14 protein-coding genes and 3 tRNA genes are annotated in these 12,940 nt (G+C 47.2%); 10 read left to right on the top strand and 7 right to left on the bottom strand.

The window, feature by feature from the left end:
* The first annotated feature begins 128 nt into the window (after window positions 1–128).
* From pyrE to IEY67_RS06220, 9 genes are all read left to right on the top strand, one after another.
* Entirely contained in the window at window positions 129–767 is a 639-nt protein-coding gene (gene pyrE / locus IEY67_RS06260) for an orotate phosphoribosyltransferase (RefSeq protein WP_028729716.1), read from the top strand.
* 16 nt (window positions 768–783) lie between these two features.
* Window positions 784–1,194: an SRPBCC family protein gene (locus IEY67_RS06255; RefSeq protein ID WP_122354651.1), complete on the top strand. Its 411-nt coding sequence runs from the start codon at window positions 784–786 to the stop codon at window positions 1,192–1,194.
* 11 nt (window positions 1,195–1,205) lie between these two features.
* On the top strand, window positions 1,206–2,543 hold the full coding sequence (gene argH / locus IEY67_RS06250; protein ID WP_183668772.1) for an argininosuccinate lyase: 1,338 nt from the start codon (window positions 1,206–1,208) through the stop codon (window positions 2,541–2,543).
* 4 nt (window positions 2,544–2,547) lie between these two features.
* Window positions 2,548–3,000: a Rieske (2Fe-2S) protein gene (locus IEY67_RS06245; RefSeq protein WP_122354649.1), complete on the top strand. Its 453-nt coding sequence runs from the start codon at window positions 2,548–2,550 to the stop codon at window positions 2,998–3,000.
* A gap of 88 nt (window positions 3,001–3,088) precedes the next feature.
* A tRNA-Gly gene (locus IEY67_RS06240) sits at window positions 3,089–3,161 on the top strand.
* Window positions 3,162–3,180: 19 nt separating this feature from the next.
* Window positions 3,181–3,265: transfer RNA gene (locus IEY67_RS06235), tRNA-Leu, on the top strand.
* 15 nt (window positions 3,266–3,280) lie between these two features.
* Window positions 3,281–3,353, top strand: a tRNA-Gly gene (locus IEY67_RS06230).
* Window positions 3,354–3,471: 118 nt separating this feature from the next.
* On the top strand, window positions 3,472–3,771 hold the full coding sequence (locus IEY67_RS06225; protein ID WP_122362837.1) for a nucleotidyltransferase family protein: 300 nt from the start codon (window positions 3,472–3,474) through the stop codon (window positions 3,769–3,771).
* A complete protein-coding gene (locus tag IEY67_RS06220; protein WP_122362836.1) occupies window positions 3,764–4,105 on the top strand; it encodes a HepT-like ribonuclease domain-containing protein in 342 nt (113 codons plus the stop codon). Before IEY67_RS06225 ends, IEY67_RS06220 begins: the two co-directional genes overlap by 8 nt.
* A gap of 271 nt (window positions 4,106–4,376) precedes the next feature.
* Here the strand turns inward: IEY67_RS06220 and gltA are convergent, their stop codons facing one another.
* From gltA to IEY67_RS06205, 3 genes are all read right to left on the bottom strand, one after another.
* Window positions 4,377–5,849, bottom strand: coding sequence for an NADPH-dependent glutamate synthase (gene gltA, locus IEY67_RS06215; RefSeq protein ID WP_122354647.1), 1,473 nt, complete (start codon window positions 5,847–5,849; stop codon window positions 4,377–4,379).
* Window positions 5,850–5,861: 12 nt separating this feature from the next.
* The gene (locus IEY67_RS06210; RefSeq protein WP_122354645.1) at window positions 5,862–6,659 is read right to left on the bottom strand and encodes a sulfide/dihydroorotate dehydrogenase-like FAD/NAD-binding protein; all 798 of its coding nucleotides are present in this window, start codon (window positions 6,657–6,659) and stop codon (window positions 5,862–5,864) included.
* A gap of 95 nt (window positions 6,660–6,754) precedes the next feature.
* A complete protein-coding gene (locus IEY67_RS06205; protein WP_122354643.1) occupies window positions 6,755–7,138 on the bottom strand; it encodes a co-chaperone GroES in 384 nt (127 codons plus the stop codon).
* A 153-nt stretch (window positions 7,139–7,291) separates the two neighbouring features.
* Between IEY67_RS06205 and IEY67_RS06200 the strand changes: the two genes are divergently transcribed.
* A complete protein-coding gene (locus IEY67_RS06200) occupies window positions 7,292–8,503 on the top strand; it encodes a DUF4934 domain-containing protein (protein ID WP_183668770.1) in 1,212 nt (403 codons plus the stop codon).
* Between the two features lie 104 nt (window positions 8,504–8,607).
* Here the strand turns inward: IEY67_RS06200 and IEY67_RS06195 are convergent, their stop codons facing one another.
* The 4 genes from IEY67_RS06195 to IEY67_RS06180 all read right to left on the bottom strand — a co-directional run bounded on the left by IEY67_RS06195 (window position 8,608) and on the right by IEY67_RS06180 (window position 12,836).
* On the bottom strand, window positions 8,608–9,186 hold the full coding sequence (locus IEY67_RS06195) for a DUF4251 domain-containing protein (protein WP_122373579.1): 579 nt from the start codon (window positions 9,184–9,186) through the stop codon (window positions 8,608–8,610).
* Window positions 9,187–9,257: 71 nt separating this feature from the next.
* Complete coding sequence (locus IEY67_RS06190) at window positions 9,258–10,610, bottom strand: MATE family efflux transporter (protein WP_183668768.1); 1,353 nt, start codon at window positions 10,608–10,610, stop codon at window positions 9,258–9,260.
* Between the two features lie 148 nt (window positions 10,611–10,758).
* Window positions 10,759–11,802, bottom strand: a complete 1,044-nt coding sequence (locus IEY67_RS06185) for an ABC transporter ATP-binding protein (RefSeq protein WP_183668766.1) — start codon at window positions 11,800–11,802, stop codon at window positions 10,759–10,761.
* Window positions 11,802–12,836, bottom strand: coding sequence for an iron chelate uptake ABC transporter family permease subunit (locus IEY67_RS06180; protein WP_183668764.1), 1,035 nt, complete (start codon window positions 12,834–12,836; stop codon window positions 11,802–11,804). Before IEY67_RS06180 ends, IEY67_RS06185 begins: the two co-directional genes overlap by 1 nt.
* Between the last annotated feature and the right edge of the window lie 104 nt (window positions 12,837–12,940).

The raw sequence follows: 12,940 nt of genomic DNA, 5'->3' as shown, positions 1-12,940 counted from the left end.
AAGCTGACCGGTAGCCTTTTATTTTCAAAAATATCTTTTTAAACCTTCATTTTTTTCGGGTTCTATAAGGTTATCTCATTCAGTTTGCCTACTTTTGCAAACTGATATAAATATATATGTAGGATTGTATGAAAACACTGGAAAGATTAGTTGCAGAGAAATTATTAAAGATTAAAGCCGTTAAATTACAACCGGCAAATCCGTTTACATGGGCTTCGGGCTGGAAGTCACCGATCTACTGTGATAATAGAAAAACGCTTTCTTATCCGGCTGTTCGTAGTTTCATCAAATTGGAACTGGCACGTGTGATTAGCGAAAAATACGAGAACGCAGATGCTATCGCAGGAGTTGCCACAGGCGCCATCGCACAGGGTGCATTGGTTGCCGATCTGCTTGGACTGCCTTTTGTTTATATCCGCGCAACGCCGAAAGATCATGGATTGGAAAACCTTATTGAAGGTGAACTGAAACCGGGTTCAAAAGTAGTAATTATCGAAGACCTGGTATCAACAGGCGGTAGTAGCTTAAAAGCTGTACAGGCTGTACGTAACTTCGGTTGCGATGTTGTTGGTATGGTTGCCATCTTTACTCACGGTTTCCCTGTTGCTACACAGCAATTCAAGGATGCAAAAGTTACGCTGACTACACTGAGCAACTACGACGCCGTTATCGAAGAAGCTGTACGCACAGACTATATCGACGAATCGGAAATCGCCACTTTGCAGGAATGGCGCAAAGATCCTGCTAACTGGAATCCTGAAGCTTAATTTTTAACGACACAGGATGACAGAATTTGTAAGTGAAATCAAAACGATCCCCTATAACGAGGATCGTGTCTATGCAATGCTGTCCGACCTTTCCAATCTGGAACGGGTTAAGGACCGCATTCCACAAGATAAGATCAAAGACTTCGAGTTCGACAGCGACTCTTGTAGCTTCGCTGTCGATCCCGTAGGTAAAATACGCTTCGAGATCGTAGAACGCGAACCGAACAAAACAATCAAATTTACTACAACCAACTCGCCCGTCCCTCTCTTCCTGTGGATTCAACTGAAACAGGTGGAAGAAGCCGACACGCGATTGAAAATGACGATCCGCGCCGATCTGAATCCGTTTATCAAACCGATGGTATCAAAACCGTTGCAGGACGCTCTCGACAAGATTTCAACTGTGATTGCCTCCCTGCCCTATTAATTCTCCGCATTATGGCTCAGAAACTTTGGGAAAAAAATGTACAGGTAGACAAGGAAGTCGAAACATTTACCGTAGGTAAGGATCGTGAAATGGATCTTTACCTCGCTAAATACGACGTTCTTGGCTCGATGGCTCATATAACGATGCTGGAAAGTATCGGGTTGCTCGCAAAAGACGAACTGACGGTTCTACTTGCCGAGCTGAAAAACATCTATGCCGTGGCCGACCGCGGCGAGTTCGTGATCGAAGAGGGCGTGGAAGATGTCCATTCGCAGGTGGAACTGATGCTGACGCGCCGTTTGGGTGATATCGGCAAGAAGATACATAGCGGACGTTCGCGCAACGACCAGGTGTTACTGGATCTGAAACTGTTCACACGTGCGCAGATACAGGAGCTGGTAGAGCTGACTAACGGCCTGTTCGAGGTCTTGATCAGCCAAAGCAACCGTTACAAGGATATACTGATGCCGGGGTATACGCATCTACAGATAGCGATGCCTTCTTCATTCGGCCTGTGGTTCGGGGCGTATGCCGAGAGCCTGGCGGATGATTTGCAGATGATGCAGGCGGCTTATAAGGTTTGCAACCGTAACCCGTTGGGTTCGGCTGCCGGATATGGTTCTTCGTTCCCGCTGAACCGCCAGATGACAACCAATCTGCTGGGTTTCGATTCGCTGGATTACAATGTGGTCTATGCGCAGATGGGGCGTGGCAAGATGGAGCGTACGGTGGCTTTCGCAATGGCGGGTATCGCCGCAACGCTTTCAAAACTGGCGTTCGATGCTTGTATGTTCAACAGCCAGAACTTCGGGTTCATCAAGCTGCCCGACCAGTTCACGACAGGTTCGAGTATTATGCCGCATAAGAAGAATCCGGACGTATTCGAGCTGACACGGGCAAAATGTAACAAGATACAGGGATTGCCTCAACAGATCACTTTAATATGCAACAACCTGCCGTCGGGCTATTTCCGCGACCTGCAGATCATCAAAGAGGTGTTCCTGCCTGCTTTCGACGAACTGAAGGATTGCATTCGCATGGTAACGCATATGATGCGCGAAGTGAAGGTGAACAAACATATCCTGGAAGATGACAAATATGCTCTGTTGTTCAGCGTAGAGGAAGTAAACCGCCTCGTGCTGGAGGGTGTTCCTTTCCGCGACGCTTACAAACAGGTGGGTTTGAACATCGAAGCAGGTAAATTCACTCCGAATAAGGAGGTTAGCCATACACACGAAGGTAGTATCGGCAATTTATGCAATGACAGTATTTCTGCTCTGATGCAAAATATTATTGACGGTTTCTCGTTTAGTAAAGTAAACGAAGCTGAAAAGGAACTGTTAGCATAATAATATGAAAAGGATATTTTTTTGTTTGGTAGTGCTGTTGGTAATGTCATGCAACAAGGTTAATGTATCGAATATACCTTATGCACGGGTATATCTTGAACTGGATCTGGCTTTCAAAGATAAGGATCTGGTCGGTGCACTTAACCACAAGGAGATAACTTCCACCAACGGTCAAAATTACGGCACACAGCTCGGATTTTCCGGTGTATTGGTGGTTAGCGGGTTCGACTCTTCCGGTAATACCAAATATTACGCTTATGATCTTTGCTGTCCTTATGAAGCAAACAAAAATGTAACCGTAGAAGCAGATAACACCGGGTGGGCACAATGTCCTAAGTGCGGAACCAAGTACGAAATAGCGTATGGTTCTGGTACACCGTCAGATGGCCCATCAGAATTTGCCCTGACAAGATTTGACGTGACTCAGCAGGGAAACAAATTAATGATCCGGTATTAAAAAAATCAGCAGCTAAAGAGATTTTTTTAATCAAATATTTGCAAATACAAAAAAGTTATCTACCTTTGCACACGCAAACGGAAACAATGCGAAAGTAGCTCAGTTGGTAGAGCATAACCTTGCCAAGGTTAGGGTCGCGGGTTCGAGTCCCGTCTTTCGCTCATCTCTAAGAGAAGGGATGCTCGAATGGTGGAATCGGTAGACACGAAGGACTTAAAATCCTTTGGCCATTGCGGCTGTGCGGGTTCAAGTCCCGCTTCGAGTACAGTTTGATTTAATTGCGAAAGTAGCTCAGTTGGTAGAGCATAACCTTGCCAAGGTTAGGGTCGCGGGTTCGAGTCCCGTCTTTCGCTCGCTTCCAAAAGGCCTCGGTATTGCTTGCAATATCGGGGCTTTTTATTGATAGTCTATCCCTCCTATTGCTCTTTTAAAGAATAATATCTACTTTTGTTACAACTAAATACAAGGCATATGAACTTCTTCAGCAATTATCTACCAAAGATTATAGCTTTATGCAAAAAGCATAAGGTAAAGAATTTGTTTGCTTTCGGTTCTGTACTTACTAATCGATTTACAGACAAGAGTGATATCGATCTGTTAGTAGACTTCGAAGGTGTCAATTTAGAAGATTATGCAGATAATTACTTTGATTTAAAATACGCACTGGAAAGCCTTTTAGGACGAGATGTTGATCTATTGGAAGGCAAAGCTGTACGAAACCCATATTTGAAAGAAAGTATTGACACAACTAAAGTACAATTATATGGATAACTATATAAAAAAACATTTACAGGACATCATAACGGCCATCGAAGAAATAGAAAGTTTCTTTGAAAACCAACCGAAGTTATTTGAAGAATTTAACAGAGATCTACGCCTTAGACGCGCAGTGGAAAGAAATGTTGAAATTATCGGAGAAGCCATGAACCGGATCCTAAAAGTAAATTCCGACATTACAATCACTAACTCACGTAAGATCGTCGATGCTCGTAATTACATCATACATGGATACGACAGTCTGTCTATCGATATATTGTGGAGTATCGTTGTAAACCATTTGCCTAAATTAAAACAAGAAGCAATAGCATTACTAAAATCAGAATAACTAAATAAAAAAGGACCATAGCATTTCTGCCATAGTCCCCCCTTCATAGACACACCAATATTTACAACTATTGTATAAATATTTTCTTTACCTCATATATGTCTTTTCCTGGATAATCAGTTAAACGCAAATTTAAAAATAAATTTCTCATTTGCAATACCTTTTAGGAGGAAGCTCTTAAAAATTAGAAGATATAGAGATTTACTGACGTTTTGGCAAAGAAAAAGCCCGACCTGTCAGGGCCGGGCTTCTGTTTATACTGTTATATGGATCATTTTCCCTGCAGGCTGGCATCCATGGCGGCAGCAGCTTTACGTCCGTCGCCCATAGCCAGGATCACTGTCGCACCACCGCGAACGATGTCACCTCCGGCATACACATCAGGCAATGCTGAACGCATAGTATCCTGATCGACCACGATCGTGCCCCATTTGCTTACTTCCAGACCACTGAAGGCACGCGGGATAAGCGGGTTAGGAGAAACACCGACGCTGACGATTACTTCGTCCACATCGATCGTATCGATAGCTCCTTCGATAGCAACAGGACGGCGACGTCCGGAAGCATCCGGTTCACCCAGTTCCATCTTCTGCAGACGCATCTGTTTTACACGGCCACGATCGTCACCGATATATTCGACCGGGTTATGGAGAGTCATAAATTCCACACCCTCTTCCTTCGCATGTTTCACCTCTTCCACACGGGCAGGCATTTCTTCTTCGCTACGACGGTAAACGATCATAGCACGTTCAGCTCCCAGACGACGGGCCGTACGTACAGAGTCCATCGCCGTGTTACCTCCGCCGATCACTGCCACCTTCTTACCCTGCAACACAGGCGTATCGCTTTCGGGATTGGCAGCATCCATCAGATTAACACGTGTCAGGTATTCGTTGGACGACATGACGCCAATCAGGTTTTCGCCCGGTATGTTCATGAAATTAGGCAGACCGGCACCGCTGGCAGCAAAGAAGCCTTTGAAGCCTTCTTCGTGCAAATCTTCATAACTGATCGTCTTACCAACGATACAGTTCGTGATGAACTTCACGCCCATCTTACGAAGTCCTTCGATCTCTACGTCCACAATCTTGTTCGGCAGACGGAATTCAGGAATACCGTATTTCAGTACGCCGCCAATCTCATGCAACGCTTCGAACACCGTCACATCGTAACCGCGTTTCGCCATATCACCAGCAAAAGACAGACCGGCAGGACCGGAACCGATCACGGCAACCTTGATACCGTTCTTTTCAGCAATCTCAGGCACAGAAATCTGACCGCTCTCACGTTCATAGTCGGCAGCGAAACGTTCCAGGTAACCGATGGCTACCGGGGCCTTCTTCATCTTCAGGTGGATACATTTGCTTTCGCACTGTTTCTCCTGCGGACATACGCGGCCACAAACGGCAGGCAAGGCACTGGTTTCTTTCAATACCTTCGCTGCTTCGAGAAATTCACCCCGTTCGATATTCTTGATGAATGTCGGGATATTGATACTTACCGGACAACCTTCCATACAGGTTGGATTCGGACAGTCCAGGCAACGTTGTGCCTCCTGCATAGCCTGCTCTTTTGTCAAACCCAGGTTCACCTCTTCCAGGCGGGTATGACTGCGGTATTCCGGATCGAGTTCGTTCATTTCCACACGGGGAATATCCGTGCGTTCTTTATTTTTTTTGCTCTTGCGCAGTTCTTCCCTCCAGGGTTCGGAACGGCGGGCTGCAATTAGTTCTGCTGTTGTCATTTGTTTAAGTGGTTATTTCTTTTCAATATCTTTATAAGCACCCAGACGCATAAGCATCTCGTCGAAATCAACCTGATGAGCATCGAATTCAGGTCCGTCCACACAGACGAACTTGGTCTTTCCGCCCACCGTGATACGGCAAGCGCCGCACATGCCCGTACCGTCTACCATGATTGTATTCAGGGAAGCGACGGTAGGTATCTCGTATTTCTTTGTAAGAGCCGAAACGAATTTCATCATGATGGCCGGACCGATGGTTACACACAGGTCTACCTTCTCACGATTGATCACACTTTCCACACCGTTCGTCACCAGTCCCTTCGTGCCGTATGAGCCATCGTCGGTCATCACGATCACTTCATCGGAATTGGCTTTCATCTGTTCCTCGAGGATCACCAGGTCTTTCGTACGGGCAGCCAGCACGACGATCACGCGGTTGCCGGCCTTATGGAAAGCCTCAACGATAGGCAGCAGCGGGGCTACACCTACACCACCTCCGGCACAAACTACCGTCCCTACCTTTTCGATATGGGTGGCTTGTCCCAGCGGACCTACCAGATCGGTAATATAGTCGCCTACGTTCAAATCGCAGATCTTTTTGGATGAACCGCCTACGGCCTGGATAACCAGGGTGATGGTTCCTTTCTGAGTATCTGCTCCTGCAATGGTTAAAGGGATACGTTCACCTTTCTCTCCCACCTTTACGATCACAAAGTGACCGGCTTTGCGTGAGCGGGCAATCAGCGGAGCTTCCACTTCCAGCTTCACGACGTTGGCAGAGAAATGTTCTTTACTTACAATTTTATTCATTCTAATCGCTACTGTTGATAGTTTATTTTGTTGATTTGCTTGCAAAAATACATCAAAAAAGTATATCTATTAGTATTTTGCCAAAGAAAAAGGCTTTATTCGAACAATCCTTCGTCGCGGAGCAGCATCAAAATAGCAGAATGAGGCACGATCAGAAACTTTTCTTCATTAAAGTTGATCTCATAGGCTGCATTCTGCAAATAGACAGCCAGATCGCCTTCACGCGCCTGCAAAGGCAGGTAATGGACAGCTTCATCTTCCTTCTTTTCCCATACTTCATGCTCTTCCTTTTGCGAAGGCAGAGGAAAACCGGGACCTACCTTGATGATATAACCGCTCTGTATCTTATCCTGCTGCACCGTAGGCGGCAGGTAAAGACCTGATTTAGTCTGGCTCTGCGGATTCTTCGGTTTGATAAGCACTTTATCGCCTATCATGATGAATTTATCGATGTCTTTTTGGTCGATTGATAATTGCATAATAACTTAACTTTAACTATAGGATTAATGAGAACAAATCTACAAAATATCTTTATATGCGGAACAAACAAAGTTAAAAAACAGCCCCACCACTTTGCTGTATCCTCCTTTATATCTATATTGTTTGCGTTTAACAATCAGATATACTATACCATGAAAACATTCCCTCTTCTATTTTTCACTTTCTCCCTGACAATCTGTTGTTCCGGCACAAAAAAAGAATCCCGGACGGAAGATACCGGAAAAGAGGTATCTGAAAGAGTGACTCTGCCGGCTGCCCCCGTCTGGTATGAGGGAGAAAAACCTATCTACTTCAATGTAGAAGAGAACTATCCGGAAACGAATATCCGCTTGAGCGACCTCTCCGACGCTTTGTATATTCCATTGGAGACCAACGATACGACCCTCCTGAGGCAACGCGGCACCTGCGAGGGCAACGAATATCTGCTGACCAACGACTTTATCTACGCCCAGGAAGAGCAAACCGCCATCTATATATTCAAGAAAGACGGCAGCCTGGTCCGTAAAATCGACCACCGAGGCGGAGGACCGGGCGAATATAGTTACATTAGCAGCTATGCCGTCGATACCCTCCGGAAAGAGATATTCGTTCAAGATGCCAACTTAAAGAAAGGCTGCACATACGTCTACGACCTGGAAGGGAACTTCAAACGGACCTTCCCCAACAAAGCAAAAGAGATCGTAATACTCAATGACTCGCTCCTGCTCAATTATTTCAGATACAACCCCGGAGGCCCCCGCTATTCGGTCATCCGCAAAGAAGATGGAAGCACGGTAAAAAAACTACCGATCCGTTTCCCTACCCAATTGCCTCACGACAGCCACGGACGCCTGGCCTACGGAAGCCTGATAAAGAGTCCCAAGGGAGCATTTATGGCTAACCTGGGCAACGACACGATCTTTGAAATCCGGCAGCAAGACCTGCAGGTCGTTCCGCGTATCATCGACCAAAGCCAATACCCCACCACCTTCGCACAAATACATCCGACGATCGAAACCGGGCGTTACCTGATGTTTTATATCCTCCGCAGCCATTCGTACAAGCCGTATGTCGACGAGCATTTCTACATCTACGACAAGAAAGAGAACCAGATCTACAAAATGACAGACTATACGGGCAATTCCTACTGGACACTGATGGACGACTATCCGCACATCACCAACTGGAATACGACGCAGAACAGCCATATTGCGGTTCGCACTCGCCAGGTATATGCTTTACAGGAAGCCGAAGGCCAACATGGGGACGAGGAACTGAAAAAGCTTATCAAAACACTCGACGACGACGCGAATCCGGTACTGCAGATAATGATATTCCACGATGTCGATCAAGTGAAGAAATAAACCTCGCATAAAACAACATGTGTCAGAAAACCGGACAACTCATCCGTTTCTGACACATGCTATTTTATATCCGACTTCGCTCCTGCGACAGTCATTCAACCGGTTTAAATGGAACGTCCCTTAAACACATTGGATTGTTCTGTCGGATACAGTGAACCGGTGAATGAAACACGGTTGCTGTTGAAGTTCGGGCTCACAGTAGCCGTACATTTATTGGAGCCTTTAACCATACGGAAAGTGACATTTGCTGAAACAGCTACACCTTGTACCATCATACTGAAAGTGACATTTCCTTTCTTGTCGGTCTTCATTTCGACATTCGAAGCGTTACCTTCTACAGTGATCCCCCCGATGCCGTTAGGTCCGGCATATGCTCCGTTGAAAGCCAACTGGATCGTTGCACGGTTGCCATCCATCGATACGAAGTTGGTGCTAGGAGTGACATAAACAAAGCGTCCGCGTTTAAATTCCACACGATCTGCTTCGAGCACGAAATCTTTAGCGTTAAGAGCCTGGACAGCCTGTTCGAACAAGGCCATATTTTCAGCTTCCTCTGCTGCTTTCTTGGCTTCTTTCTCTGCTTTCTTGGCAGCCTTCTGTGCTGCTTTATCCTGTTGTGCCATCATTGTCCCTGAACCGGCACTAAACAGTAGGACAGCTAGCAATAATAATACTCTTTTCATACTTCTATTCTTTATAATTAATACGTTGTGAATCACTTTTCATTATATAGACAAATAACATGCCAGGAAGTTCAATTTACTCCTGTACTTTTTATGTTTTTAACATGATACCATAAGAACCCCCAGGCAGTTACGGCCGCAATGAAGTCTGAAAACGGCGAGGCATACCACACGCCGTCGAGCCCCCAGATGTTCGGGAAAACCAGCAGGGCCGGTATCAGGAAAAGGCACTGGCGGCTCAGACTAAGGAACATCGCTTTCCAGGCAATACCGATACTCTGGAAAAACTGGCTGATGGAGATCTGCGAACCGACCACCACGAAGACCAGCAAACTGATCCGTAAACCGTTTGCCGTCACCTCTATCAGTGCCGGATCGTTTGTGAAAGCACGGGAGATCGTTTCCGGGAAAAGGATGCTGCATATACACCCGATCCCCATTATGACGGTCGAAGTGATGATAACGAGCCAAAGGGTATCCTGCACACGCTTATGATGCCCCGCCCCGTAGTTGAAACCGACAATAGGTTGCATCCCCTGGGCGATACCGATGATAAGCATGACGAGTAGCATGCCGACGCTGGTAATGATCCCGTTCGCACCGAGCGCCAGGTCGCCGCCATGTACTTTAAGCGCATAGTTCTGGATAACGACTACCAGGCTACCTGCCAGCTGCATGGCGAACGGTGAAACACCGATCGTCAGGATATTCCACACGACATGTCCTTCCAGCTTGAACGTTCCCTTGTGGAAGCGGACGATACTGTCTTTCTGAATAAAGTGGTTCATCACGAAAGCGGTACTCAAGAGCATGGAGATAATCGTAGCGATTGCCGCCCCCTGTATACCCATATCCAGCCAGAAAATAAAGATCGGGTCGAGGATTACATTAGCTATGGCTCCGATCAGCATGGTGAACATGGCCTTTTTCGGGTAACCGGAAGCTCGCATGACGGCATTAAAGCCGAAGCTCAACGAAGTAAGGATCGTTCCGGGGATGACAATATTCAGATAGTCCTTTGCATAAGGGATGGTCTGTTCGCTACCGCCAAAGGCAAGCAGCAGGTCGTCCATCCAGATCATACAGGGGACTACCGTAAGGATCGTTATGATGAAAGTCAGTGTAAAGGCATTTCCCAATACCTTCTCCGCCATATCATTCGCCTTCCTCCCCAGATGGATAGAGACACGCGTCGCGGCACCGGCCCCCACCAACATACCGAATGCCTGCAGGAAAAGCAGGATAGGGAAAGTCAATGTAAGCCCAGCAATCGCCAGCGCACCGACACCCTGACCGATAAAAACCCGGTCTACGATATTGTATAAAGAGTTCACCATCGTCCCGATCACCGCCGGGATAGCATACTGTAACAGCAGACGGCTTACTTTCTCATTCTCTAACCGCCAGGTTATTTCATTTGCCATAATTCATCTGTACTTATCTTATTATATCTTTTATTATTCTTTCATTCTTAGTAACACTGCCAAGTTACTGACAATAACGACACTAAGATACTTTTGTCAACACTATTATGTCAGTACCCGTAGCACTACCGTGCTGATGCCAATGACACTATTGTGCTGATAGGGGCGACACTTTAGTGCTAAATTCCTCTTCCCTTACCGCTTCAATCAAAGCAGCCACTCCGTCCAGTTTTCTCACTTTCCCATCAGGCAAAGTCAGCAGGAGATCACTGGGAGACAGACAATTTACATTTACCTGTCCCTCTTTCGCCGGGGCAGGACGGAAACCGTTCCGGATAAGGGCATTCCCCACCCAATAAGAGACAAGGAAGTCGCCCTCGACCCCTATCGGATCGACAGGAGCTTTGGTATTCAGTTTCCCTGTAGAGGGATCGAACACGATGCCCTCCTTACCGAAAAAGGATTCGAAGGCACCGCTCAATATCAGGTCTTCGGGTGTACCGCAGGCCATCGGGCGGCCTTTCTCCTGCAGCCAAAGACAGTCGCCCATCTGGATAGCCAGATCGAGGTCGTGGGTGGAGAGAAGGATGGCTTTATGTTGTTCCGTTGCCAGGCGGTGCAGCAGCACCATAGTCTCTATGCGGCTGGTGACATCCAGGAAAGCGGTCGGCTCATCCAGCAGGATGATCGGGCATTGCTGCGCAAGGGCTTTCGCGATCATAGCTTTCTGCCGTTCGCCGTCGCTCAGTTCGGATACGTAATTTTGTGCTTTGTGGGCAATACCGGCTGCCTCCAGCGATTGTTCGATGATCTCCCTGTCGTGCTTCTTCAGTTGGCCGAAGAAACCTGTGTACGGGTGGCGTCCTAATGAAACGAGTTCGTAAACAGTGATTCCGCCCGCGTTTGTCTTCTCCGTCAGTACAACACCTACAGTCAGCGAAAAGTTGCTTTGTGAATAGGATGCCAACGGTTTTCCCATCAGGCGGATCTCACCCGACAACGGGGGCTGGAAACCGCATAGGGTACGCAACAGGGTCGATTTACCGGCTCCGTTCAGCCCTAACAGGCAGGTGACTTCACCGGGTTGGAGACGCAGGTTCAGGTCCTCGTGGATGATCTTGCGCCTGCCGCCTTTCAGCAGGTAGCCTATGCTGAGATGATTTGTTTCTATTACTGGTTCCTGTGTCCTCATCAGTCAAAGTATTGGATGTTTTTACGATTTACGATCACATAGATAATGACCGGAGCACCCAACATGGGGGTCACCGCATTCAGAGGCAGGATATTATTAGTTCCGGGCATGACCATCAGTATATTACAGAGTAAGGCGATACAGGAGCCTGCCAGCATCGTAACCGGCACCAGCATCTTATGATTGGACGAGCCTAGCATCAGGCGGGCAATATGCGGGACGGCAAGACCGATAAAAGAGATAGGACCGCAGAAAGCGGTGGTCGTAGCCGTCAGCAGACCGGTACAGAACAGAATTCCGATACGGGTCCGTTTAATCTTTATCCCCAGGTTGGCGGCGTACATCTCTCCCAGAAGCAAGGCATTCAGCGGCTTGATCAGCAGAACAGCCAGGAGCAGGCCGGTAATGGTGAAAAATAGAAAGTAAGGCAATTGCATGAGGGAGACTCCGGAGAAATTACCCAGGCCCCACATGACGAAGGCATGTACTTTATCGGTCGATGCGTAATAATTCAGTACGGATATCAGGGAGGATGCCAGATAGCCGATCATGATTCCGATGATTAGCAGCATGACATTATTCTTCACTTTGGCTGAGAACCAGATGATCAGTCCCAGGATACAGGCAGCACCGGCAAAAGCGGCAATGATGACTGCCAGATAACCGCTGATCGGCAGTTCGGTCACCATACCGAGGGTACCGCCGAAGTAAAGCATGATGGCAGCTACTCCCAGGTTTGCCCCGTCGCTGATACCCAGGATAGAAGGACCTGCCAACGGATTTCGGAACAAGGTCTGCAACAACAAACCGCTGGTAGCGAGCGAAGCACCGGCAAGCAAGGCCGTCACCACCTGCGGGAAACGGGATTGCAGGATGATGCTTTGCCAGGCCGGACGGCCGATGTCTTTTCCCAGAAGGATATCTATTACGCTTTCCAAAGGGATGGATACGGCACCGTATACCAAGCCACCCAGGAATAGCAAGACTATCAGGATGGTCAATAGTATGGGGGGCCAGGTTATTCGTTTTTGCATATACTTTATTCTGTTGTTTCAGATGCAATTGTTTCAGATACTATCAATAATGAGCTATCCCTTTATCAAAGTGACTTAGCCATTACAGGTTTATTTGCCGTCAG

The organism is Parabacteroides faecis, from assembly GCF_014647375.1.
Taxonomy (GTDB): domain Bacteria; phylum Bacteroidota; class Bacteroidia; order Bacteroidales; family Tannerellaceae; genus Parabacteroides; species Parabacteroides faecis.
The sequence above is the reverse complement of the archived record's forward strand: the minus strand, read 5'-3'. Positions and strand labels throughout refer to the sequence as shown.